This window comes from Aeromicrobium camelliae, assembly GCF_003850045.1.
GTDB lineage: Bacteria > Actinomycetota > Actinomycetes > Propionibacteriales > Nocardioidaceae > Aeromicrobium > Aeromicrobium camelliae.
Genome location: NZ_RQJX01000006.1, coordinates 76,227 through 100,317 on the forward strand (window position 1 = coordinate 76,227; position 24,091 = coordinate 100,317).

A 24,091-nucleotide genomic window follows, 5' to 3' on the forward strand; every position below is an offset into this window, starting at 1 on the left:
GCGGTGCGAGCCTCGCCCGCCACGTCGGGGAGAATAGGACGTCGTTCCCGATCGAGGAGAGGATGCATGGCTGCCCGCAAAGCCGCCCCGCCCGCACCGCCGGAGGACTTCGACGAGCACATCGTCGATACCAACGTCAGTGACGAGATGCGCTCGAGCTTTCTCGAGTACGCCTACTCCGTGATCTACTCGCGGGCGCTTCCGGACGCCCGCGACGGACTCAAGCCGGTGCAGCGGCGGATCCTCTACACGATGGAGGACATGGGCCTGCGGCACGACCGCGGCCACGTCAAGAGCGCCCGCCCCGTCGGCGACGTCATGGGTCGGTTCCACCCCCACGGCGACAGCGCGATCTACGACGCGCTCGTGCGCATGGTGCAGCCCTGGTCGCTGCGCCTGCCGCTGCTGGACGGCCACGGCAACTTCGGGTCGCAGGACGATCCGCCCGCCGCCATGCGTTACACCGAGTGCCGCATGGACACGCCGGCCGAGGCGATGACGGAGTCGATCGACGAGGACACCGTCGACTTCCGGCCCAACTACGACGGCCGTGAGATGGAGCCGGCGGTGCTCCCGGCGGCGTTCCCGAACCTGCTGGTCAACGGCGCCACGGGCATCGCCGTCGGCATGGCCACCAACCTGCCGCCCCACAACCTCGTCGAGGTCGTGCAAGCGCTGCGTCACCTCATCGACCACCCGAACGCCTCGCTCGACGACCTCATGCGCTTCGTGCCCGGCCCGGACCTGCCGACCGGCGGCAAGATCGTCGGCCTGGACGGCATCCGCGACGCCTACGAGAGCGGCAACGGCTCGTTCCGCATGCGCGCCACCGCGCGGATCGAGTCGATCACCCCGCGCCGCAAGGGCATCGTCGTGACCGAGCTGCCGTTCAACGTCGGTCCCGAGAAGGTCATCGAGGCGATCAAGAAGTACGTCCAGAACAAGAAGCTGCAGGGCATCTCGGACATCAAGAACCTCACCGACCGCCACAAGGGCCTGCACCTGGTCATCGAGCTCAAGAACGGCTTCGTCCCCGAGGCGATCCTCGAGCAGCTGTACAAGCTGACGCCGATGGAGTCCTCGTTCGGCATCAACGCGGTGGCTCTCGTCGACGGCCAGCCGCGCACCCTCGGGCTGCGCGAACTGCTGCAGGTGTACCTCGAGCACCGTATCGACGTGGTGCGCCGGCGCAGCGCCTACCGACGTCGCAAGGCTGCCGACCGCCTCCACCTCGTGGACGGCCTGCTCATCGCCATCCTCGACATCGACGAGGTCATCCAGCTCATCCGCTCCAGCGACAACCGCGGCGAGGCACGCGAGCGTCTGCGCACGGTCTTCGATCTCAGTGAGCCGCAGGCCGACTACATCCTCGACCTGCAGCTCGGCCGACTCACCAAGTTCTCCCGCCTGGAGCTGGAGAAGGAAGCCGAGGACCTGCGCCGCCGCATCGAGGAGCTCGACCACATCCTCTCCGACGAGTCGGCGCTCCGGGCCCTGGTCGGCGACGAGCTGGCCGAGGTCGCGGAGCGGTTCGGCACGCCGCGGCGCACCGTCCTGCTCGAGTCGGCCGGCCAGCAGGTCAGCGCGGCCAAGCTCTCCGTCGAAGTGGCCGACGACCCGTGCTGGGTGCTGTTGTCGGCCACGGGCCTCATGGCGCGCACGAGCGACGCCGCACCGCTCGGCCCCGTGGGCCGACGCGGCAAGCACGACGTGATCGTCAGCTCGGTCGGGTCGACCGCCCGCGGCCAGATCGGGGTCGTCTTCGACGACGGCACGGTGCACCGCCTCGACGTCCTCGACCTTCCCGCCCTGCCCCCGACCGCGGACGCTCCTCACATCCAGGGCGGCGTCCCGCTCAGCGAACTGCTCGCGGTCGAGGCGAGGCCGCTCGCGCTGATGAGTTTCGACGACGACGTCCCGGGTCTGGCGCTCGGCACGCGTCAGGGAGTGGTCAAGCGCGTGCGCCCCGATCACCTCACCAACCGTGACAGTTGGGAGATCATCCGGCTCGAGGACGACGACCGGCTCGTCGGTGCGGTCGCGCTCGCCACCGGCGAGGAGGAACTGGCCTTCGTCACCTCCGACGCTCAACTCCTGCGATTCTCTGCCTCGCTCGTGCGCGCGCAAGGCCGTACCGGCGGCGGTGTCAGCGGCATCAAGCTCGGCAGCGGTGCGCAGGTCGTCGCGTTCGGAGCGGTGGCGGACGTCGAGTCGGCGCACGTGGTGACCATTGCCGGGCACGGCGACGCGCTCCCGGGCACCCAGAACGGCTCGGTCAAGGTCAGCCCGTTGCGCATCTACCCGGCCAAGGGTCGCGCGACCGGCGGCGTACGGTGCCAGCGCCTCCTCGCCGGCGAGGACCGATTGATCGGTGCCTGGATCGGTGACGGCGAACCACAAGCGTGTGCCACGAGCGGATCTCCGGTCGAGCTGCCGCCCCCGTCCGAGCGCCGCGACGGTTCCGGCCAACCGGTCGCCCAGCCCATCCTGGCGGTCGCGTCACCGGTCTCGGTGGCACTGCGAGCCGTGTCACACTGACCTCGTGCGTACCTCGCTTCGTCTGCTCATCGCCACCGTCGCGGCGCTCGTCCTGACCGCGTGCTCGTCGCAGGACACCGACCAGCCCGACTCCGATCCCTCGGCCCGGTTGCAGGCCGCCGCGGACACCATCACGGCGGCACCGGCCATCGAGTTCTCCCTAGCCACGGACCGGCTCCCCTCGGGCGTCACCGGTCTGCTGTCGGTCAAGGGCGAGGGCAACGACTCACCGGCCTTCCGCGGCGAGGCGCGTGTCTCGGCCGGTGGCGCAGCACTGCCGGCCGAGGTCGTGGCCGTGGACGGTCAGCTCTGGGCCAAGACCGGTTTCTCCTCGGACTTCCTCACGATCGACCCGGCTCAGCTCGGTGTTCCCGATCCGGCGCAGCTCGTCGGCTCGGGTGAGGACAGTGCGGTGTCGCTGCTGACGAGCGCCACCGAACTCGAGGAGGGCGACGAGGTGCGGGACGGCCGCGACGTCCTCACCACGATCACCGGCACGATCCCGGGTGCCGACGTCGCACGACTGCTGACGACGGCCGACGAGAAGGGCGACTTCGACGCCGAGTTCCGGCTCACCGACGACGACGCCCTGCGGGACGTCGTCGTCACCGGCCCCTTCTACGCCGGCAGCGACGACGTCACCTACACGCTGACCATCACGGCCCTCGACTCCCCCGTCGAGATCACCGCTCCGAAGCGCCCGACGGCCCGGTGACGGCACCGCGGCTGCTCCTCGGCCTCGCGGCCGTCGCCATCGGGTTCGCTGCTGCCGACACGTACGTCGTCGTGCTGGCCCTGCCGGACATGATGACGGCGAGCGGGCTCAACCTGGACGAACTTCAGCGGGCGGCGCCGATCGTCTCCGGCTTCCTGCTCGGCTACGTCGGCATCCTGCCGCTCATCGGCCGCATCGCCGACCTGCGCGGCCGCGTGCCGGTGCTCATCGGCTGTCTGGTCGTCTTCGCCGCGGGATCGGTCGTCACGGCGGCGGCCTACGACCTCACCACGATCGTCACGGGGCGGTTCTTCCAGGGCCTCGGCGGTGGCGGACTCATCCCGCCGACGCTCGCCCTCGTCGCCGACCGCTGGCCGCCAGAACGCCGCGGCCTGCCGCTGGGGCTCGTCGGCGCGGTTCAAGAACTCGGCAGCATGCTCGGGCCGCCCTACGGAGCCGTGGTCCTGGCGTTCGGCACCTGGCGCGACATCTTCTGGCTCAACTGCGCCGTGGGACTGATCATCGCCGCAGCGCTGTGGCCGCAACGGGGCTCCGCTCGCCGGTGGCGCGACCTGCCCGGACTCCTCCTGGTGACCCTCGCCGCCGCCGCCGGGCTCCTCGTCATGCTGCAGCCGCAGTCCCTCGTCACCGACGTCACCCTCGGCCTGGGCTTCGTCCCGTTCTCCGGCGAGTCCCGGTGGTGGTCGCCGGTGGGCGTCGCCGCAGTGGTTCTGCTACTCGCGTTCGTCGTCCGCCAGGCGACCGCGCGCGATCCCCTTGTCGACTGGGCCGGCTGGCGGCAGGCCCTCGCGCGGACCGACCCATGGGGAGCGCTGGCGATGTCGGTCGCGCTCGGTGCCGTGATCGTGACGTTCGCATCCGCCGAGCCCGAATCGGGCGCGGTCTCCCCGCACGCGCCGTGGCTGCTGCTCCTCGCCGTGCTGGCCGCGGCGGTCGTCGTATGGCGGCAGCGCCGGGCGGCCGAACCCATCGTGCCGCGCGGCGCCCTGCGTGACCGGGTCGCCGTCGGCGCCCTCGTCGTGTCGTTCTTCATCGGCGCCTCACTCATCGCCGCACTCGTCGACATCCCGTTCTTCGCCCGGCTCACCGTCGCCCCGGATTCGCAGCTCGACGCGGCGCTCGTCCTCGTGCGGTTCCTCGTCGCGCTACCGGTCGGAGCGGTCCTCGGCGGGTGGTTGACCCGTCGCGTCGCCGCGTCCCTGGTGACCACCGCAGCGATGCTGCTGAGCGCCGCGATGTTCGCGATCATGGCGCAGTGGGAGGCCGACGCACTGACCCACCTGACGAGCGACGTGGTGCTGGTACTCGCCGGGCTCGGTTTCGGCGTGGCCATCGCTCCGGTCAACGCAGCGCTGCTCGACCACACTGCCGCTGGCGTGCACGGGGTAGCGAGCGCCCTCCTCGTCGTCGCCCGCATGGTCGGGATGCTCGTGGGGGTCTCGGCCTTGAGCGCCATCGGTCTTCGCGCCTTCCGATCCGCCGCCGACGCGATGCCGCCGATCGAGGAACTGTGCGGCGACGCTTCGGTGTGTCCGGCGTACAACGACGCCGTGCGCGAGGCCGGGATCGCGCAGCTTCAGGCGGTCTTCACGGGCGCGATGGTCTGCGCTCTGGCGGCGGCGCTCCTGGCCGTGCTGCTGCTTCGATCGCGCAGCGCTAGCGTACGAACATGAGCAGTGCTTTCGACGATCTTCTCGACGCCAACCGGACCTACGCCGAGCACCATGACCTCAAGGGCTTCGACGGCATCGCCCACGCGGGTGTCGCCATGGTGACCTGCATGGACTCGCGGATCGACCCTCTCCGCATGATCGGCCTCTCCCCCGGCGATGCGAAGATCCTGCGCAATCCCGGCGGGCGGGTCACCGACCAGGCGCTGGTCGCGGTCGTCCTGGGAGTCACGCTGCTGAACGTGCGGCGGGTGCTCGTCGTCGAGCACACCCGGTGCGCGATGGCCTCCTCCACCGAAGATGAGCTGCACGAGCGGATCAGCGACTTCATGGGCACCGATTCGACGTGGATGTCGCTCGGTGCGATCCAGGACCAGGAGAAGACCATTCGCGCCGACGTGCACCGCGTGCGCAGTCACCCGCTCGTCCCGGCCGACGTGAGCGTCGGCGGGTTCATCTACGACGTGGACTCCGGACTGCTGCAGCCGGTCGTGGAGGCGTGACCTCGGTCCGGGCGGTGCGTCGTCACGCACCGCCCGGATGGGGCCCGATCATCACACTCAGGCGTCGATGAGGTCGGCGTCGATCTCGTACGCGCCTTGGACGATGAATTCCTTGCGCGGGGGCACCTCGTTGCCCATCAGCAGTTCGAACACCTCGGTGGCCTCCTCGGCGTCGTCGACCGTGAGTCGGCGCAACGTACGGTGCCGCGGGTCCATCGTGGTCTCGGCCAGTTGCGACGCGTCCATCTCGCCGAGTCCCTTGTACCGCTGCACCGGATCCTTCCAGCGAATGTTCTTGCGCTTGAGCTCGGCGAGTTTGCGTTGCAACTCCGGGTCGGAGTACGTGTACACGTACTTGTCCTGACCCTTCTTGGGGTTGACCAGCTCGATGCGGTGCAAGGGCGGCACCGCGGTGAACACCCGGCCGGCCTCGACCAGCGGGCGCATGTACCGGAAGAACAGCGTCGCCAGCAGGCAGCGGATGTGGGCGCCGTCGGAGTCCGCGTCGGCCATGAAGATGATGCGGCCGTAGCGGGCGGCGTCGATGTCGAAGGTGCGGCCCGAGCCGGCGCCGACGACCTGGATGATCGACGAGCATTCGGCGTTCTTGAGCATGTCGCCCACGCTGGCCTTCTGCACGTTGAGGATCTTGCCGCGGATGGGCAGGAGCGCCTGGAACTCGGAGTCGCGGGCCGACTTGGCCGTGCCCAGCGCGGAGTCACCCTCCACGATGAACAGCTCCGTGCGATCGACGTCGCTGCTGCGGCAGTCGGCCAGCTTGGCGGGCAGCGCGCTCGACTCGAGCGCGTTCTTGCGGCGCTGGTTGTCGCGTTGCTGGCGGGCCGCGACGCGCGTGCGCGCGGCGCCCACGACCTTCTCCATGACCTGGCGGGCCTTGGCCTTGTCGGCCGCCTTGGAGGACGTCAGGAACGCCTTGAGCTCGCGCGCGACGATCTGGTTGACGATGCGCGTGACCGGCGGCGTGCCGAGGACCTCCTTGGTCTGGCCTTCGAACTGCGGTTCGGCGAGCCGGACGGTGACGACGGCGGTGAGTCCCTCGAGGATGTCGTCCTTGACGATGTCCGGGTCGCCGTTCTTGAGCAGCCGCGTGTTCTTCAGCACCTCGTTGAACGTCTTGGTGAGCCCGCGCTCGAAGCCGTTGACGTGCGTGCCGCCCTTGGGGGTGGCGATGATGTTGACGAAGGACCGCAATCGCGAGTCGTAGTCGTTGTCCCACCGCACGGCGATGTCGACGCCGAGGTTGCGCTCGACGTCCTGCGGCGTCATGTGTCCGGCCTCGTCGAGAATCGGCACGGTCTCGGTGAACGTGCTCTCGCCCTGGAGGCGCAGCACATCGGTGACCGGCTCACCGGGCGCGAGGAACTCGCAGAACTCCGAGATGCCGCCGTCGTGCTGGAAGTCCTCCTCGTGCACCTCCTCGCCGCGTTCGTCGCGGATGACGATGCGCAGGCCGGGCACGAGGAACGACGTCTGCCGGGCCCGGGCGACGAGGTCGTCATAGGAGAACTCGGCGGTCTTGATGAAGATCTGGGGGTCGGCCCAGTACCGCACGCGGGTGCCGGTCTTGGCCTTGGCGACCTTGCCGGCCTTGCGCAGCGTGTTGTCGACCGTGAAGTCGGCGTCGGGACCCTCGCCGGCGTAGACGCCGGGGGTGCCGCGGCGGAACGACATGGCCCACGTCGCCCCACCCTTGTCGACCTCGACGTCGAGGCGCGAGGACAGCGCGTTGACGACCGAGGCGCCGACGCCGTGCAGACCGCCGGTCGCGTTGTAGGAGCCGCCGCCGAACTTGCCGCCGGCGTGGAGCTTGGTGAAGACGACCTCGACGCCGGACAGGCCGGTCTTGGTCTCGGTGTCGACGGGGATGCCGCGCCCGTTGTCGCGCACCTCGACCGAGCCGTCGCGGTGCAGCACGACGACGATCTCGTCGCAGTGACCGCCGAGCGCCTCGTCGACCGCGTTGTCGATGATCTCCCACAGGCAGTGCATGAGACCGCGGGTGTCGGTGGAGCCGATGTACATGCCCGGTCGCTTGCGAACCGCCTCGAGCCCCTCGAGGACGAGCAGGTTGCGAGCGTCGTAACTGGAGATGGTGGCGTCCTTTCCCCTCAGATGTCAGCGCTTCTCAGCCTATCGACCCGTACCGACACGCCGCGGTTGCCATGCCGATGCAGCGTGTTGTCGCGGACTTGGGTCGAGGAGGGAGTATTCATGTCGTAAGGTCGACCCACGACGCGGAATATCACCGCCGAGACGCACGTTGACGTGACCGAGACCGCCTGAAGAAAGAGGACATCGTGACAGCAACCGCTGAACTCTCCGCCCTCACCGCCGGTGACCGTTGCGATCGCTGCGGCGCTCAGGCGTACGTCCGTGTCGAACTCACGGCGGGCGCCGAGCTGCTGTTCTGTGCGCACCATGCTCGCCAGCACGAGGACAAGCTGCGAGAGGTCGCCATCAACATCCACGACGAGTCGGGCCGACTGAACGCCTGATCTCTCGTCCCGAGACGCTGCAGGGCCCCGACCAGCCGGTCGGGGCCCTTCGCGTTCCATCGGGACCGCCGGCACCTTCGACCTCGACGCCGAGTTGGCGCTCTGGTTCAGCGGGCTGGGCGCAAGGTGCGGTTCGAGTTCGAGGGCAGCGCCGACATCCGCAGCATCGGCCGGATGATCGCCCACTACGTGCTGTGACATGCGAAACGCCCGGTCCGATCAGGACCGGGCGTTTCTCCGTGCTGAGAATCTCAGTCCAGGTAGTCGCGCAGAACCTGCGAGCGCGACGGGTGGCGCAGCTTGCTCATGGTCTTGGACTCGATCTGACGGATGCGTTCACGCGTCACGCCGTAGACCTTGCCGATCTCGTCGAGCGTCTTGGGCTGGCCGTCGGTCAGGCCGAAGCGCATCGACACGACGCCGGACTCACGCTCGCTGAGGGTGTCGAGGACCGCGTGCAGCTGCTCCTGCAGCAGCGTGAAGGACACGGCATCGGCCGGGACGATCGCCTCGGAGTCCTCGATGAGGTCGCCGAACTCGCTGTCGCCGTCCTCGCCGAGGGGCGTGTGGAGGCTGATCGGCTCGCGGCCGTACTTCTGGACCTCGACGACCTTCTCGGGCGTCATGTCCAGTTCCTTGGCGAGCTCCTCCGGGGTGGGCTCGCGACCCAGGTCCTGCAGCATCTGCCGCTGGACACGAGCGAGCTTGTTGATGACCTCGACCATGTGCACCGGGATGCGAATCGTGCGGGCCTGGTCGGCCATCGCACGGGTGATCGCCTGGCGGATCCACCAGGTGGCGTACGTGGAGAACTTGAAGCCCTTGGTGTAGTCGAACTTCTCGACCGCGCGGATCAGACCGAGGTTGCCCTCCTGGATGAGGTCCAGGAACAGCATGCCGCGGCCGGTGTAGCGCTTGGCGAGCGAGACGACGAGACGCAGGTTGGCCTCGAGCAGGTGGTTCTTGGCCCGGCGCCCGTCGACGACGATCCACTCGAGCTCTTCGCGGGTCTTGTCCGAGATGCGCCCGCCCTTGGCGAGCTTCTCCTCGGCGAACAGGCCGGCCTCGATGCGCTTGGCGAGCTCGACCTCCTCGCCGGCGGTCAGCAGCGAGACCTTGCCGATCTGCTTGAGGTAGTCCTTGACCGGGTCGGCCGTGGCACCGGCGACCATGACCTGCTGGGCAGGCTCATCGGTGTCGTCGGCGGTCGACAGCGTGAAGCTGGACTCCTCGTCCTCCTTCAGCGTCGGGTCGGTCGCCAGATCCTTCTCGAACTCCTCGTCCGAGATATCGGGCAGGACCTTCTTGCCATTGGCATCGACCTTGGCGGCTTCGGGAACTTCCAGCGCGCCCGCGAGGTCGATCGTCTCCTCCAGGACCTCTGCGGCCTTCTTGGCCGCGGGCTTCTTCGCTGGTGCCTTCTTCACCGCCGGCTTCTTGGCTGCGGCTGCCTTCTTGGCGGGAGCCTTGGCGGCGGCCGTCTTCTTCGTCGAGCCAGCTGCTGGAGTCACCGGGACATCAACCTCGCATCATCGAGTCGAGGGCGCAACAAAGAGCCCTCTGGTCAACCTCTGCGCACTAGTGTGCCACGCCACCCCAACGCGTGAATCACCCGTCGGCGGTTCAGCCGCGATGGGGCCAGGTATGCACTGGTTCCCCGGTCAACATGTGCTCTCGATACTCCACCGTGAGGTCGCGCAGAGCCGCGAGCCGGTCGGTCGCGGCCATCGGGTGACGCCGGAATGCCTCGATCATCCAGGTCGCTCCGTTGCGTCCCGTGAGACACCGTTGTTCGATGATGCCGAGAAGCCGATCGGCGACATCCTGGTCCACAGCGCTGGACTCCAGACCGGCGTGCGCGAGCGGCAGCAGATGGCGCAAGACGAGTTCGCGGGCTGGCACGGCACCGACGTTCGGCCACACCAGCTCGGTCTCGATGCCCGTGCGGGCGGCGGCGTGGAAGTTCTCCTCGGCCGCCGCGAACGGCATCTGGGACCAGACCGGCCGCTCCGCCAGCACCAGGGCCTTGACGAGGCCGTAGAAGAACGCAGCGTTCGCCAGCGCATCGACGACCGTAGGACCGGCCGGCAGCAGCCGGTTCTCGATCCGCAAGTGCGGCCGGCCGTCCGCAACGTCGTAGATGGGACGGTTCCAGCGGTAGATCGTGCCGTTGTGCAACTTCAGCTCGGCCAGGCTCGGGATGCGTCCAGCCGCCAGTTCCTCGACCGGATCCTCCTCCTCAACGACCGGCAGCAGCGCCGGGAAGTACTTGGAGTTCTCCTCGAACAGGTCGAAGACCGAGGTGATCCAGCGCTCACCGAACCACACGCGCGGACGCACGCCCTGCACCTTGAGCTCCTCGCTGCGGGTGTCGGTGGCCTGCTCGAACAGCGCGATGCGCGTCTCGTGCCACAGTTGCCGCCCGAGCAGGAACGGCGAGTTGGCGCCCACTGCCAGCTGGACCCCGGCGACGGCCTGGGAGGCGTTCCAGGCCGCGCCGAACTCGTCCGGCTCGACCTGCAGGTGCAGCTGGGTGCTCGTGCACGCGGCCTCGGGGATGATCGTGTCGGTCGTCGTGGCGAGCCGGTCGACGCCGTCGATCTCGATCTCGATGTCCTCTCCGCGCGCGGCGAGGATCTGGTCGGACAGCAGGTGGTAGCGGGGGTTGGCGGAGATCGCGTCGCCCGTGAAGTGCGACTCCTGCAGCGTGGGCAGGATGCCGATCATCAGGAGGCGGGCGTCCACGGCCGTCGCCCGGCGATCGGCGTGCATGAGGTCGTCGCGCAGCTTGTCGGCGATCTTCGCGAGCCCCCGGCCACCGATCTCCACGGGCGGCACGTTGACCTCGAGGTTGAAGAGGCCGAGTTCGGTCTGGAAGTCCTCGTCGGCGATGCGGTCCAGCGCCTCGGCGTTGCGCAGAGCGGGGTCCCCGGCGGCGTCGACGAGGTTGAACTCCACCTCGATGCCGATCTGGGGGTGATCGACCGAGAAGTCCTCCTCGCTCAGCATGGAGGCGAGGGCGTCCAGGCATCTGCGGACCTTGGCGCGGTAACGGGTGCGGTCCTCCCGCGTGAACTCACGGGCGTCGACGTCTTGTCCCATGCACGTCAGCGTAGAGAAGAATCACGCACTCCGTCGGGTGACGACGTCAGGTCCGACATCGGCGTCGGCCTGCGCGAAGTCGGCCCATCGCGCCGGGTTCACGCCATGCGAGACGAGGGTCAACAACAGGTTGGCCATCGAGTAGGAGGGGGCGATCCGCTGCGCCCGTTCCAGCGCCACCACCGCACGCGCTCCGTCGCCCCATATCCACGCGGAGAACCCGGCAAGACAGAGTGCGGGCACCGACATGGCCTCGGGCATCCGCCGCGCCACCGAGCACCAGAGACCATGCATCCGGGGCGCGTTCTCCCGGTCGATGCGCAGCCACGCCGCGTCCCGCGCCGGTATCGAGGTGACGAGGACGCCCAGCCGCACGAGTTCGCCGTCGGCGTAATCGTGATCACCGGCCAGCAGACGCTCGACCTGGCCGATCTCGCCCGCGGGGTCGCCTCGATGGCACGCGTCCTCGAGCGCGGTGAACGCGGCGTCGTGCATCCAGTCCTGCCGCGGACCGCTCAACGGCGCGATCTCGTCGTAGAGCGCGTCGCGGTCCTCGAGCACGGTCAGCCCGGCCGCTACGGCGGATACACGTGCGGCGTGCACGTCGGACAACTCGTAGGGCTCCCCCTCGGACGGACAGTCGGGAAGATCGGTCCACAGACGCTGGTCGGTCGCCCAGATCTTCAGGCGCACCGGTAGCGACCCGAGCCGCTCGCCGACCGCATGCAGCAACTCCTCGGCCACCGCAGGGTTCTCGCTCAGCCCGATGAGGATCACCGCCTCGTCGGCGTTGCGCCGCAGGTGCTCGGCGACGACGGCTGCGACCTGCTCGTCGTCGGAACGCCGCTCGGGGATGTCGATGCGCAACCGGAAGCCGAAGCGGTTGCGGGGGCCGCTCACGCAGAGCCCGATGATCGACTCGCGGGGCACGAAGCCGAAGAGGGCGGGCACGGCGTTGAGCAGATCTTCGAAGGTATGGGCGCGGTACAGGGGCGGGTCCTGGGATCGAGTCATATCCCGAGCCTCGACGTCGCAGCGCCCGCGGTGAAGAAGCCCCGATGCAGCCTGTGGACGCGCGGAGGTGAGCTCATGCTTGTGGATGCGGGAACTGTCCGGAGTGCACGACACAATGGACTCATGCGCGCCACGGCATCGATCCTCCATGTGGATCTCGACGCCTTCTTCGCAGCCGTGGAGCAGCGTGACAAGCCGTCGCTGCGCGGCAAGCCGGTGATCGTGGGGGGTATCGGCGGCCGCGGCGTGGTCTCCACCGCCTCTTACGAGGCGCGCAGGTTCGGTGTCCGGTCCGCCATGAGCATGGCCGAGGCTCGCGGGCGCTGTCCGCACGCGGCGTTCCTCGCCGGCCGCTTCGACGCCTACCGCGAGGCGTCGCGCATCGTCATGGAACGGCTACGCGAGCTCTCACCCCTGGTCCAGCCGCTGTCACTCGACGAGGCATTCGTCGACCTTGCCGCCAACCCGGACTTCGATCCCGACGACCTCGAATCGCTCGTCGTCCAACTGCGTGCCGACATCACCGAACGGACTCACGGGCTCACCTGTTCGGTGGGCGTGGCCAGTTCGAAGTTTCTGGCCAAGATCGCCAGCGAACTCAACAAGCCCGACGGCCACTTCATCGCCCATCCAGGAACCGAACTCGAACTCTTGGCGCCGATGCAGGTCACCGCCATCCCCGGCGTCGGCCCCGCGACGGCCGAACGATTGCGGCGCCTCGGCGTCGAGACGATCGAGCAGCTGCGCGCACTGAGCCTCGACGAACTGACGCGCTCGCTGGGAACGGCGAGCGGTCGCTCGCTGTTCCATCTCGCCCGCGGCGAGGACGACCGTCCTGTCGAGGCGCATCGTGAGGCCAAGTCCGTCAGCGTCGAGGACACGTTCCCGGTCGATATCGCCGATCGTGCCGAGCTGGCCTCTGTCACCGACACGCTGGCGCGGACCGTCGCGCGCCGCCTCCGCGCCGCCGGACAGTCAGGCCGCACGGTGACGCTCAAGATGCGCCGGCACGACTTCGAGACGCACACCCGCTCCATCACGCTGCCGGGACCCACCGATCATCCGCGGGTCATCACCGACACCGCTTTGGGTCTCCTCGCGGCGGCCGACGTCACCGGTGGCCTCCGGCTGCTCGGTGTCGGGGTCTCCGGGCTCACCGATTGGGTGCAGGACGACCTCTTCAGCGAGCCGCCCAGCGACGAGGACGACACTGCACCCCTCCCCCGCCGCGCCGTCCGGCATCAACCCGAACGCACATGGGTGGCCGGCATGGACGTCACCCACACCGAGCACGGCGACGGGTGGGTGTGGGGCGCCGGGCTCGGGCGCGTCACGGTGCGCTTCGAGACACGGCTGACGCCGTCCGGACCCATCATGACGTTCGCCGACGACGACCCCGCACTCTCGGCTCGCGCGTCCGCCCCGGCCGGTACGGTCGAGGCATGACCCAGCCCCCGCTCGCCGAACGCCGCCCCACGACTCGCGTCCACCACGGCGACTCCGTCGTCGACGAGTACGAGTGGCTCAGGGACAAGGAGGACCCGGCCACCATCGCGTATCTGGAGGCCGAGAACGCGTACGCCGAGCAGCAGACCGCGCACCTGGCCGGTCTGCGCGAGCAGATCTTCGACGAGATCAAGTCGCGCACGCAGGAGACCGATCTCTCCGTCCCGGTCCGGCACGGTGACTGGTGGTACTACACCCGCACCCGCGAGGGACAGCAGTACGCGATCCGCTGCCGTTGCCCGATCACCGACCGCGACGACTGGACCCCTCCCACGCTGGACGGTGAGGCCCCCATCGAGGGCGAGGAGATCCTGCTCGACGCGAACGTGGAGGCGCAGGGGCACGAGTTCTTCTCGCTGGGCGCCTTCAGCCTCAGCGACGACGACGCCCTGCTCGCGTGGTCGGTCGACACCACCGGCGACGAGCGGTACACCATCCGGATCAAGGACGTCCGCACCGGAAAGCTGCTCGGCGACGAGATCACCGGGGCGGCCGCCGGCGCCACCTGGTCCGCCGACGGGAGCCACCTGTTCTACACCGTCGTCGACGACGCCTGGCGGCCGTACCAGGTGTGGCGCCACCGGGTGGGAGCCGACGAGTCCGACGTCCTCGTGTTCGAGGAGCCCGACGAGCGCTACTTCGTCGGGGTCGGCCGATCGCAGTCCGAGCGGTACCTCGTCATCAGCGTCGGGTCCAAGATCACCAGCGAATCCCGCGTACTCGAGGCGGACGACCCGACGGGTGAGTTCCGCGTCGTCCTGCCGCGCCGCGAGGGTGTCGAGTACGGCATCGAGCACGTCGTCGTCGACGGACAGGACCACTTCCTGCTGCTCCACAACGAGGGCGCGCCCAACTTCGAGCTGGCCGTCGTCCCCGTCGACGATCCGACTCAGCGCACGGTCGTGATCCCCGCCGACGACACGACGCGACTCGACGACGTCGACGTGTTCAAGCGGTTCGTGGCCGTCAGTTATCGCCGCGAGGCGCTCACCCGCGTGGCCATCATGCCGATCGTCGACGGCGGGTTCGGCCCGCTCGAGGAGATCACGTTCGAGGAGGAATTGTTCTCCTGCGGCGTCGGCGCCAACGCCGAGTGGGACCCTCCGTTCCTACGCCTCGGATACACCTCGTTCGTCACGCCCGGTTCGGTCTACGACTACGACCTCGCGAGCGGCACGCTGGTGCTGCGGCGTCAGGTCCCGGTGCTCGGCGGCTACGACCCGGCGCAGTACCGCCAGGAACGCGCCTGGGCGACCGCCGACGACGGCACGCGCGTACCGATCTCCATCGTCTACCGCCACGACACACCGCGCGACGGCACCGCCCCCGCGTTGCTCTACGGGTACGGGTCCTACGAGGCGTCGATGGACCCGGGCTTCTCCATCCCGCGGCTGAGCCTGCTCGACCGCGGCTTCGTGTACGCCGTCGCGCACGTGCGCGGCGGCGGCGAGATGGGGCGCCACTGGTACGAGGACGGCAAACTGCTGGCGAAGCGCAACACGTTCACCGACTTCATCGCCTGCGCGCACTACCTCGTCGACGCCGGATGGACGACCGCCGACCGGCTGGTCGCCGAGGGTGGCAGCGCCGGGGGTCTGCTCATGGGCGCGGTGGCCAACATGGCGCCAGACGCCTTCGCCGGCATCCTCGCCGAGGTCCCGTTCGTCGACGCCCTCACCTCGATCCTCGACCCCTCGCTGCCGCTGACGGTCATCGAATGGGACGAGTGGGGCGATCCGCTGCACGATCCCGACGTCTACGCGTACATGAAGTCCTACTCCCCGTACGAGAACGTCGGTCCCCACGCTTACCCCAGGATCTGCGCCGTCACCAGCCTCAACGACACCCGCGTGCTGTACGTCGAGCCGGCCAAATGGGTGGCCAAGCTGCGCAGCGTCGCGGTCACCGATCAGCCGATCCTGCTCAAGACCGAGATGTCCGCCGGGCACGGCGGTGTGAGCGGCCGCTACGCCGCGTGGCGCGAGCGGGCCTGGGAGCTCGCCTGGATCCTCGACGCTGCCGGCGCGGCCCCCACGACATAGGTTCCGGCCGTTTCGTTACGTCCGTCACAAGCTTGCTAAGAACCCGCTGAGAGCGGAATCCCCAGGGGGCGCCTGCCGTTGTACCAGGTGCAACCAAGTGATGGGAGACCCTCCGTGGACCACAACACCGACATCGAAGGCAAGGACAGCGTCGGCATGTACCTCGCCGAGATCGCCCGCACGCCTCTGCTGGACGCAGAGCGTGAGGTCGAGCTGAGCAAGACCATCGAGGCCGGTCTGTTCGCGCGTCATCTCCTCGAGAGCGGCCGTGTCGGTCGCGCCAAGGGCGGTGCGCCGAAGCGCGCCACCCGTGAGGAGCTGGAGTGGCTCGCCGAAGAGGGCGACCGCGCCCTTCAGGAGTTCATCCAGGCCAACCTCCGCCTCGTCGTCTCGATCGCCCGTAAGTACGGGCGCGCTCAGATGCCGATGCTGGATCTCATCCAGGAGGGCAACACCGGGCTCATCCGCGCGGTGGAGAAGTTCGACTACGTCAAGGGCTTCAAGTTCTCCACCTACGCCACCTGGTGGGTGCGCCAGGCGATCACCCGCGGCGTGGCCCAGCAGGCCCGCGTCGTGCGCCTTCCCGTGCATGTCGTGGAGGAGTTGAACCAGGTCTCCGGCGCCCGCCGCAACCTCGAGCGGGAGCTCGGGTACGACCCTGAGCCGGCCGAGATCGCGGCCGAGCTGGGCATGGATGTCGATCGTGTCATCGACCTGCTGTCGTGGGGCCGCGATCACGTGAGCCTCGACTCCCCCGTCGACGACGAGGGCGACACGTCGCTCGGTGACCTGATCGCGCGTGACCCGATGCCGGGCCCGGACGCCGCTGCGCTCGACCACGCCGCGCGTGATCAGCTGCTCAACCTCGTCGATCACCTCGACGAGCGCGAGGCCGACATCGTCAAGGCGCGGTACGGCCTGCTCGACGGCCGTCAGCAGAAGCTCGCCGACATCGGCCGTCGCCACGGCATCTCCGCCGAGCGCGTCCGTCAGGTGGAGCGTCAGGCGCTGGCCAAGCTCCGAGCGATCGCCGACCCCGAACTCGCCGCGTAAACTACGACGCGCTCGACCGGACGAGCTCGTCCCACAGACCCCCGACTGTGTGGACGAGCTCGTTCTTTGTGCCGCTGTTGTCGATCACGTGATCGGCGGCAGCGGCACGCTGCTCGCGCGACGCCTGGGCGGCGATCCGAGCACGGGCGTCGTCCTCGCTCATGCCACGGTCACGCACCAGCCGGTCGATCTGAATCTGTTCGGGAACGTCGACGACCAGCACGACGTCGCAGTGCTCGGCCGCACCCATCTCCACAAGCAGCGGATTGTCGTGGACGACGATGCCGTCCTCTCCCGCCTCGCGCTCCAACTGCGCCGCCCGATCACGGATCGCCGGGTGCGTGATGGCCTCGAGGTCGCGCCGGGCATCCGGATCGGTGAAGACGATCGCACCGAGTGCGGGCCGGTTGAGCGTCCCGTCGGGGTGGAGCACGCTCGCGCCGAATCGCTCGGCGATCGCCGTCAGCGCCGGTTCGCCCGGTTCGACGACGTCGCGAGCCAGCTGGTCGTAGTCGATGACCACAGCACCGCGCTCACGCAGCAGCGCACTGACGGTGCTCTTGCCCGATCCGATACCGCCGGTGAGCCCGACGCGCAGCGTCACTGCGTGCCCGCCGAGCCGTACGTCGTCACGTGCACATGGTCGTAATGGTTGGCAGTCGTGCCACCACGGTCCTCCATCGGGCGCCAGCCTTCGCTGGCGCGCTCGACCGACCAGATCTTCTGCTCGAAGATCAGATACTCGACGCCGAGCTCCGCCTGGTGCGCCTGCAGGAACTCCGCGATACGCCAGCCGCTCTCGCCCGTCACCATGATGTCGAGTGCCTGTCCGGTGGCGTGCTCGTGACGGCCGGCGACGCCGCCGTAGGTGCTCACCTCAGGGAAGGCGGCGCACACGGCACGGTGCACGGCGATGGTGTCCGGCAGCAGACCGCTCTCCACGTCCGAGCCGGTGGCGCACGGTGCGCTGGACAGGCCGACGTTCTCCGGCTCGGGCTCCGGTTCGGGTTCCGGTGAGGGTTCGGGCTTCGGCTCCGTCTCCGACAGAACGTCGGCGGGCACCCAGCGCGGCAGATCGTTGTGCACGATCTGGCGATAGCCGTTCGCCTCCACGTCGGTGACAGTGACCTGCCCGCCCTTGCCGAGCGAGGCCAGCACGGGGGCGTCGTCCGCGGCCGCGGAGCGCACGTCGACGTCCTCGAGGAGGAACATGGCGCCGACCTGGTTCGTTTCACCGTCACCGGGAAGCGGGGGGCGTTCGACGCTGCGGCTGACCGGTGGTTCGGTGCGCGCGCCGAGCAGCGACGCCGAGATGATGTCGGACTGCTGGGAGGCGGCATCCGCTGCCGGCTGGGCCGGCGACGCGCCACCAAGGGTGGCGAGTGCGGCAGCGGCGACGGCAGTGATGCCGATGGCGGGAGCCGCGGCTGTCCGGGTGAGCCGCCGAGAATCGAAACGGCGACGGGATGTGACCTTGCGGTGTCCGGGGGTCGACACAGCACCTCACTAGATGGTTGACAACCCGACCTACCCTACGGACCCGTCCCAAACGGTCAAGGGCGGTGTCCACACCGCGACATGGGAACGGCCCCGGACCAGATGGTCCGGGGCCGTTCCCATGAGCCGGTTCCCCTCGCTGAGGGGAAGCGATCACTCGCCGCCGGTCAGCTTCTCGCGCAGAGCCTGCAGCGCCTCGTCCGAGGCGAGCGAGCCGCCGGTGGGAGCCGGAGCCTCGGAGGAGTAGCCACCCGCCGGGGCCTCGCCAGCGTCGATGTTGGCCTTCTCGGCGTCGGCGATCTGACGCTTGTGCGCCTCCCAGCGCTCGTGCGCCTCGGCGTACTGCTTCTCCCAGGTGGCGCGGGCCTCTTCGTAGCCCTCCTGCCACTCGCCGGTCTCCGGATCGAAGCCCTCGGGGTAGATGTAGTTGCCGTTCTCGTCGTACGAGGACGCCATGCCGTAGAGCGTGGGGTCGAAGTCCTCGACGTCCTCGGCGACAGCGGTCTCGTTCGCCTGCTTGAGCGACAGCGAGATACGACGACGCTCGAGGTCGATGTCGATGATCTTGACCATGACCTGGTCGCCGATCTGCACGACCTGCTCGGGGATCTCGACGTGACGCTCGGCGAGCTCCGAGATGTGGACCAGGCCCTCGATGCCCTCCTCGACGCGGACGAAGGCGCCGAACGGGACGAGCTTGGTGACGCGGCCCGGAACGATCTGGCCGATCTGGTGCGTGCGAGCGAAGTGCTGCCACGGGTCTTCCTGGGTCGCCTTGAGCGACAGCGACACGCGCTCGCGCTCCATGTCGACCTCGAGGACCTCGACGGTGACCTCGTCGCCCACCTGAACGACCTCGTTCGGGTGGTCGATGTGCTTCCACGACAGCTCCGAGACGTGCACGAGGCCGTCGACGCCGCCGAGATCGACGAACGCGCCGAAGTTGACGATGGAGCTGATGACGCCCTTGCGGACCTGGCCCTTCTTGAGCTCGGTCAGGAAGTTCTGGCGGACCGCGGACTGCGTCTCCTCCAGCCACGCGCGGCGCGACAGGACGACGTTGTTGCGGTTCTTGTCCAGCTCGATGATCTTGGCCTCGAGCTTCTGCCCGATGTAGGGGTCGAGGTCGCGGACGCGACGCATCTCGACGAGCGAGGCCGGCAGGAAGCCACGAAGACCGATGTCCATGATGAGGCCGCCCTTGACGACCTCGATGACGGTGCCCTCGACGACGCCTTCCTCGGCCTTGATCTTCTCGATGTCGCCCCAGGCACGCTCGTACTGAGCACGCTTCTTGCTCAGGATCAGGCGGCCTTCCTTGTCCTCCTTCTGCAGGACCAGGGCCTCGATGTTGTCGCCGACAGCGACGACCTCGTTGGGGTCGATGTCGTGCTTGATCGACAGCTCGCGCGAGGGGATGACACCCTCGGTCTTGTAGCCGATGTCGAGGAGAACTTCATCACGGTCCACCTTGACGATGGTGCCGTCGACGATGTCGCCGTCGTTGAAGTACTTGATGGTCTTGTCGATGGCTGCGAGGAAGTCGTCCTCGTTGCCGATGTCGTTGACCGCAACCTGCGGGGCCGCAGAAGGAGTTGCGAGGCCAGAAGTCATAAGGGATGGGCTCCGATGGATGATGGATAGAGTTATCGAGCGCTCGCTCCCCTTGGATCGTGAACCGGGATGATGCCGAAGGGCTCACCTCGGGACGCGAGTTGCGATCCTGCTCCGTCCGAGGAACGCACAGGTCGCCAGCGCATCTACAAGCGTACGCCACGCTCGTCGTCACACATAACCCGGGGCGAGCAGATTTTGTTCCCGAATCAGCCGAGCGGGGCGAGGAACGCAGCCAAGGCGCGGGCGTAGAGCTCGATGTCGGCCGACGCCATGGTCTCGCGCGCAGCGTGCATCGCCAGCTGCGGAGCGCCGACGTCGGCCGTGAGCATGCCCGTGCGCGCGGCGCTCAGCGGTCCGATGGTCGAGCCGCATGGCAGGTCGGCACGGTGGACGTAGCGCTGGAGCGGGACCCCGGCCTCGTCGCAGGCCTGCGCGAAGATGGCGGTGCCGCGAGCGTCTGTGGCGTAACGGAGGTTCTGGTTCACCTTGAGCACCGGACCGCCGCCCATCGTGATGCGGTGCAGCGGCTCGTGCTTGTCCGCGTAGTTGGGGTGGGTCGCGTGGGCCATGTCGCCCGACGCGCACACCGACGCGGCGATGGCGCGGTGGTAGTCGTCGCGGCTGCCACCGGCGGCGAGCACGATGCGCTCGATCGTCGTGGCGAGCAGGTCGGACTGGGCCCCGCGCTCGGAGGTGCTGCCCACTTCCTCGTGGTCGAACAGGACCAGCATCGTGTGGTGGGGACCAGCAGACTCCCCCGCGTCGAGGAACGCGCGGAGGCCGGCGAAACACGTGGCCTGGTTGTCGAGCCGCGGCGCGGCGACGAACTCGTCCTGCGGACCGAACAGCGCGCTCGGCGCAGCGTCGGCGGTCATCAGCTCGAAGCCGAGAACGTCGTCGCCCGGCACTCCGGCACGTTCGGCGATCGATGCGAGGAGGTTCTGCTCCCCCAGGCTCCAGATGCCGTTGAGGTGACGCTGCCGGTCGAGTTCGCTGCCACCGCGGTCGAGGTGGATCGCCAGGTGCGGAACGCGCACCACCGGCTCTTCGGTGTGCACGAGCACCTCGCGGCCGCCCTTGAGCACGAGCCGCCCCGCCAGGGCGAGATCCCGGTCGAGCCAGCTTTCGAGGATCGGGCCGCCGTACGGCTCGAGTGCGACGACACCCATGCCGTCGAACCGCACCTCATGGTGCTGCTTGACCCGCAGGTTGGGGCTGTCGGTGTGGGCCCCGACGACGCGGAAGCCCGCATGAGCAGGAGCCCCTTCGGCTGTCGCCCAGGCGATGAGCGATCCACCGCGCTGCAGGTAGTAACGGCCTCCCGCGGGCCACGCCGCCGTCTCCTCGACACGCTGGAACCCGGCGGCGTCCAGTTCGGCCGCCGCCGTCTGCACCGCGTGGAACGGGCTCGGCGAGGCGTCGACGAAACGGCACAGGTCGGCAGCAGCGGCGTTCACCATGCCGCCACTGTAACGACGAACCGGGATGCGCCGGCCGTGACCAGCGCATCCCGGTTCGTGCGGTTGCGTCAGCTCAGCTTGCGCCGGATGGCGAGTCCACCGAGTCCGAGCAGTGCGATGGCCGCGGCTGCCCCTCCACGCAGGAGGTTGGCGCGATCCTCACCGTCCTCGGCCGCGAACGTCAGCTTGTACGCCGCCCGCGACACGGCCCCCTCGGGGCTTCCGTACGGCTGCAACTCGGCGGCCCGTTCAGCGCCCGCTTCGATCAGCGCGTACTTCTGGCCGTAGTCCATCGCCGTCGCGTTGCCGACGTTCTTCAGCTGCGACGTGCCCTGGTCGGACAGTTGCTGTGCACCCTCGGGGAGCTGCGGGGCCGAGCCCGCGGCCTGGCCGAGACCGTCCGCCAGTTGTCCGGCACCCGCGTCGAGCTTGCCCGCACCGGCGGCCAACTCCTGCGCACCGGGAGCAAGCTCGCCCGTACCGGCCGCGAGCTGTCCACTGCCGGCCGCAAGTTCACCGGTTCCCGCCGCAAGGCGTGATGTACCGCCGCTGAGGTCACCGGCGCCCGCGGCGAGTTGACCTGCGCCGCCGTTCAGTTTGTCGGCTCCCGCCTTGAGCTGCCCGAGACCCGTCAGCAGATCGTTACCACCGGCTTGCAACTCTCCGACGCCAGCTTGCAGCTGGGCAACTCCGTTACGAAGGGTTCCTTCCGTTGTGGCACTGCCAAGGCCTTGAGCAATGATCCCGTTGGTGAGCTGATCTACGCCGGCCTGGACCTTACCGACCACCTGTGGAATCCCTTGGTGGAGCGTGGCGTCCGCGACGCCGACCGCGGTGAGCGCGGCCGTCAACTGAGTCGCCGTTGCTTTCAGCTCCGGCGATGCATCTGGGGCGCTAGCCGCTGCCAGGAGCTCTCGAAGCGGGACCTGCGCGTTCGCGAGAATCGGCCGGACGTCGGTGTTCGAGAATCCGCTGATGCCCGCTCCCATCTCGCCCTTTGCCTTCTCGCCACTTGCACGAATACTGGCTTCGACTGTGTCCATACCTGCTTGCAGCTTCGCCAACCCCGCGCCCAGCTGAGCGACACCATCCAGCAGAGCCGGCGCCTTGGCTTGGGCGTCTCCGAGACCGGCGGCCAGCTGGTTCGCACCACCCGCCAGTTCCCCCGCACCTGCGTTGAGCTTGTGGGCCCCGGCATTCAACTCCGCAGCACCGGAGTTCAAGGTTCCCGCGCCGGCGTTCAGCTTCTGGGCGCCGGCGTTCAGCTCGCCGGCTCCGCCGCTGAGTTTCTTGGCACCGGCCGCCAACTCCCCGGTACCGCTCTTCAACTCTCCCGCGCCCGCGTCGAGCTGGAGGATGCCGGCGACGAGTTCCTCAGCGCCGTCCCGGATCTTCAGGAGGTTCTGGTCGATGGTCGCGGCGCCTTCGGTGAGCTCGACGCCGGAGTCGGCGCCGCCCTTGTAGCTGGCCGCGCCACCGGCGAACGAGGGGCTCTTCAGCGGATTGACCGGCAGCACCGACATGCTCGCTTCCGGCACCAGACCGTCCTCGATCTCCGCGGTGTAGCCGAAGGTCGTGCGGTCGGAGCCGATCGGCGGGAACAACGTCATCGTGAAGGACAGCAGGGTGCCGCCCTTGCCGTCGCCTCCCGCGTTGGCCTGTTCTGACTGCACGTTCGTGAAGTTCGCCGGCAGAACCGTCGACATCGAACCGACTAGCGGCACCACGACCGCCATCGTCGACTTCTTCGTCTTGCCTTCGCCGTCGACGTACGTGACGTCCTGCTGCTTACCGGTCATGTTGCGGACGTGATAGGTCACCTCGAGAGTGCCGCTCTTGCCCACGATCTCCTTGGGCTCGACCTTCTCGCCGTCGAGTCGGTACTCGACCCGCACGTCGACCGGCAGCTCACCGTCGTAATCAGCCACCGTGCGGTACGCCTTCTCTCCATTGACCTTCGTGGCGATGCGCTGCTTGCCGTCACGGATGGACAAGCCTCCGAACCCGTTGAGGTTGCGGGCGCCGTCAGCCACCGGGTTGTCAACCTCGACCGACCCGTCGCCCTTCAGCACGAGCTGGTCGTAGATCCGCTGGGACGACACCTTGCCGTCCGCGGTGAGCTTCGCGTCGACGGTTTCCGTGTTGGTGATCGACACGTCGCCGGACACTCCGGACGCGGCCGCGACCGCCCCGGCGATGGGCGCCTGGGCCGCGACCAGCAGGCATCCGCTGACAGCGGCCATCGTGGCCACCGCGTACTTGCGCTTCGACATCTTCAGACCAACTCCCTCTCTTCGGCCGCGGTCGAGCGCGACCGCGACCCCGGATCCACGCACAGCACGGTCACGACGAGTCCCACCACGACGGCGAGCAGGAGGCTCGTCATCGTGGACACGGACTCGGTGGCGAACAGCGGCGGGTTCTCGGCGAACACGTGCTCGTAGGCTCCGGCGAAACCGGCGGCGCCGAGCAGCACGGACCAGAACGGCAGGCGCCCGCGAGCAATGGCCGTGATGGCAGTCAGCACGAGGATGACTCCCGCGACGGTCACGGCGCGGCCGACGGACGTGTCCGGAAGGACGGCGACGCGCAGCGCGTAACCCACCCAGGCGACGGCAAGGCCCACGGCGAACGCAACGACGCGCGATGCGAGCGACGCGTGTGGCACCAGAGCGATCACGGCGCCGAGCCCGATCCCGAGGATCACCACGAACGCGATTCCCAGATCCAGACTCTCGCCGAGCATGACGAAAACAACGGCCGCCAGCGCCAACAGGGCACCGGCGACCAACTCTCCCTTGGTCATTGTGTGACTACTCGGGCCCCAGAACGATGGG

General features: G+C 68.7%; 18 protein-coding genes. 8 read left to right on the top strand and 10 right to left on the bottom strand.

The features are described from left to right. The first annotated feature begins 66 nt into the window (after positions 1 to 66). From EHW97_RS06380 to EHW97_RS06395, 4 genes are read left to right on the top strand one after another with little or no spacing between them, the layout of a single operon-like run. A complete protein-coding gene (locus tag EHW97_RS06380) occupies positions 67 to 2,538 on the top strand; it encodes a DNA gyrase/topoisomerase IV subunit A (RefSeq protein WP_124236331.1) in 2,472 nt (823 codons plus the stop codon). A 4-nt stretch (positions 2,539 to 2,542) separates the two neighbouring features. Then, the gene (locus EHW97_RS06385; RefSeq protein WP_124236332.1) at positions 2,543 to 3,253 is read left to right on the top strand and encodes an LppX_LprAFG lipoprotein; all 711 of its coding nucleotides are present in this window, start codon (positions 2,543 to 2,545) and stop codon (positions 3,251 to 3,253) included. Beyond that, positions 3,250 to 4,947 (top strand): MFS transporter, encoded by a 1,698-nt coding sequence (locus tag EHW97_RS06390; protein WP_124236333.1) that lies wholly within the window; start codon positions 3,250 to 3,252, stop codon positions 4,945 to 4,947. Before EHW97_RS06385 ends, EHW97_RS06390 begins: the two co-directional genes overlap by 4 nt. Further along, a complete protein-coding gene (locus EHW97_RS06395) occupies positions 4,944 to 5,447 on the top strand; it encodes a beta-class carbonic anhydrase (RefSeq protein WP_124236334.1) in 504 nt (167 codons plus the stop codon). Before EHW97_RS06390 ends, EHW97_RS06395 begins: the two co-directional genes overlap by 4 nt. A 57-nt stretch (positions 5,448 to 5,504) precedes the next feature. Here the strand turns inward: EHW97_RS06395 and EHW97_RS06400 are convergent, their stop codons facing one another. Further along, the gene (locus tag EHW97_RS06400; protein ID WP_124236335.1) at positions 5,505 to 7,580 is read right to left on the bottom strand and encodes a DNA gyrase/topoisomerase IV subunit B; all 2,076 of its coding nucleotides are present in this window, start codon (positions 7,578 to 7,580) and stop codon (positions 5,505 to 5,507) included. Between the two features lie 182 nt (positions 7,581 to 7,762). Here EHW97_RS06400 and EHW97_RS06405 point away from each other — a divergent pair, with 182 nt between their 5' ends. Further along, on the top strand, positions 7,763 to 7,963 hold the full coding sequence (locus EHW97_RS06405) for a DUF7455 domain-containing protein (protein WP_378079898.1): 201 nt from the start codon (positions 7,763 to 7,765) through the stop codon (positions 7,961 to 7,963). 251 nt (positions 7,964 to 8,214) lie between these two features. Here EHW97_RS06405 and EHW97_RS06415 read toward each other — a convergent pair whose 3' ends face one another. The 3 genes from EHW97_RS06415 to EHW97_RS06425 form a co-directional block, all read right to left on the bottom strand. Continuing rightward, positions 8,215 to 9,474 carry an RNA polymerase sigma factor gene (locus EHW97_RS06415; protein ID WP_208001922.1) on the bottom strand — a complete coding sequence of 420 codons (1,260 nt, stop codon included), beginning with the start codon at positions 9,472 to 9,474 and terminating at the stop codon, positions 8,215 to 8,217. Between the two features lie 112 nt (positions 9,475 to 9,586). After that, positions 9,587 to 11,065, bottom strand: coding sequence for a glutamate-cysteine ligase family protein (locus tag EHW97_RS06420; protein WP_124236337.1), 1,479 nt, complete (start codon positions 11,063 to 11,065; stop codon positions 9,587 to 9,589). A 21-nt stretch (positions 11,066 to 11,086) separates the two neighbouring features. Further along, positions 11,087 to 12,079: a DUF4192 domain-containing protein gene (locus EHW97_RS06425; RefSeq protein ID WP_166367410.1), complete on the bottom strand. Its 993-nt coding sequence runs from the start codon at positions 12,077 to 12,079 to the stop codon at positions 11,087 to 11,089. Positions 12,080 to 12,202: 123 nt separating this feature from the next. On the opposite strand from EHW97_RS06425, the gene EHW97_RS06430 reads away from it, so the two are divergent. The 3 genes from EHW97_RS06430 (at position 12,203) to EHW97_RS06440 (ending at position 16,680) form a co-directional block, all read left to right on the top strand. Next, positions 12,203 to 13,525 (top strand): DNA polymerase IV, encoded by a 1,323-nt coding sequence (locus EHW97_RS06430; protein ID WP_124236339.1) that lies wholly within the window; start codon positions 12,203 to 12,205, stop codon positions 13,523 to 13,525. After that, on the top strand, positions 13,522 to 15,627 hold the full coding sequence (locus EHW97_RS06435; protein WP_124236340.1) for a S9 family peptidase: 2,106 nt from the start codon (positions 13,522 to 13,524) through the stop codon (positions 15,625 to 15,627). The genes EHW97_RS06430 and EHW97_RS06435 overlap by 4 nt, the downstream gene beginning before the upstream one ends. A gap of 156 nt (positions 15,628 to 15,783) precedes the next feature. Next, entirely contained in the window at positions 15,784 to 16,680 is an 897-nt protein-coding gene (locus EHW97_RS06440; RefSeq protein WP_124236395.1) for a sigma-70 family RNA polymerase sigma factor, read from the top strand. A gap of 1 nt (position 16,681) precedes the next feature. Here the strand turns inward: EHW97_RS06440 and coaE are convergent, their stop codons facing one another. From coaE to EHW97_RS06470, 6 genes are all read right to left on the bottom strand, one after another. Then, positions 16,682 to 17,284, bottom strand: coding sequence for a dephospho-CoA kinase (gene coaE, locus EHW97_RS06445; protein ID WP_124236341.1), 603 nt, complete (start codon positions 17,282 to 17,284; stop codon positions 16,682 to 16,684). Further along, entirely contained in the window at positions 17,281 to 18,177 is an 897-nt protein-coding gene (locus EHW97_RS06450) for an SH3 domain-containing protein (RefSeq protein WP_124236342.1), read from the bottom strand. Before EHW97_RS06450 ends, coaE begins: the two co-directional genes overlap by 4 nt. Positions 18,178 to 18,330: 153 nt before the next feature. Next, entirely contained in the window at positions 18,331 to 19,791 is a 1,461-nt protein-coding gene (gene rpsA / locus EHW97_RS06455) for a 30S ribosomal protein S1 (RefSeq protein ID WP_124236343.1), read from the bottom strand. Positions 19,792 to 20,000: 209 nt separating this feature from the next. Then, positions 20,001 to 21,254: a M18 family aminopeptidase gene (locus EHW97_RS06460; RefSeq protein ID WP_124236344.1), complete on the bottom strand. Its 1,254-nt coding sequence runs from the start codon at positions 21,252 to 21,254 to the stop codon at positions 20,001 to 20,003. A gap of 68 nt (positions 21,255 to 21,322) precedes the next feature. Beyond that, positions 21,323 to 23,527, bottom strand: a complete 2,205-nt coding sequence (locus tag EHW97_RS06465; RefSeq protein ID WP_124236345.1) for a hypothetical protein — start codon at positions 23,525 to 23,527, stop codon at positions 21,323 to 21,325. Between the two features lie 2 nt (positions 23,528 to 23,529). Next, positions 23,530 to 24,060, bottom strand: coding sequence for a hypothetical protein (locus EHW97_RS06470; protein ID WP_124236346.1), 531 nt, complete (start codon positions 24,058 to 24,060; stop codon positions 23,530 to 23,532). Positions 24,061 to 24,091: the final 31 nt, after the last annotated feature.

Excerpts from the sequence above, each read along its gene's own strand:
- EHW97_RS06380 (WP_124236331.1), top strand. The coding sequence starts at position 67 with ATGGCTGCCCGCAAAGCCGCCCCGCCCGCACCGCCGGAGGACTTCGAC.
- EHW97_RS06395 (WP_124236334.1), top strand. The coding sequence starts at position 4,944 with ATGAGCAGTGCTTTCGACGATCTTCTCGACGCCAACCGGACCTACGCC.
- EHW97_RS06420 (WP_124236337.1), bottom strand. The coding sequence starts at position 11,065 with ATGGGACAAGACGTCGACGCCCGTGAGTTCACGCGGGAGGACCGCACC.
- EHW97_RS06425 (WP_166367410.1), bottom strand. The coding sequence starts at position 12,079 with ATGACTCGATCCCAGGACCCGCCCCTGTACCGCGCCCATACCTTCGAA.
- EHW97_RS06430 (WP_124236339.1), top strand. The coding sequence starts at position 12,203 with ATGCGCGCCACGGCATCGATCCTCCATGTGGATCTCGACGCCTTCTTC.
- EHW97_RS06435 (WP_124236340.1), top strand. The coding sequence starts at position 13,522 with ATGACCCAGCCCCCGCTCGCCGAACGCCGCCCCACGACTCGCGTCCAC.
- EHW97_RS06440 (WP_124236395.1), top strand. The coding sequence starts at position 15,784 with ATGTACCTCGCCGAGATCGCCCGCACGCCTCTGCTGGACGCAGAGCGT.
- rpsA (WP_124236343.1), bottom strand. The coding sequence starts at position 19,791 with ATGACTTCTGGCCTCGCAACTCCTTCTGCGGCCCCGCAGGTTGCGGTC.
- EHW97_RS06460 (WP_124236344.1), bottom strand. The coding sequence starts at position 21,254 with ATGGTGAACGCCGCTGCTGCCGACCTGTGCCGTTTCGTCGACGCCTCG.
- EHW97_RS06465 (WP_124236345.1), bottom strand. The coding sequence starts at position 23,527 with ATGTCGAAGCGCAAGTACGCGGTGGCCACGATGGCCGCTGTCAGCGGA.
- EHW97_RS06470 (WP_124236346.1), bottom strand. The coding sequence starts at position 24,060 with ATGACCAAGGGAGAGTTGGTCGCCGGTGCCCTGTTGGCGCTGGCGGCC.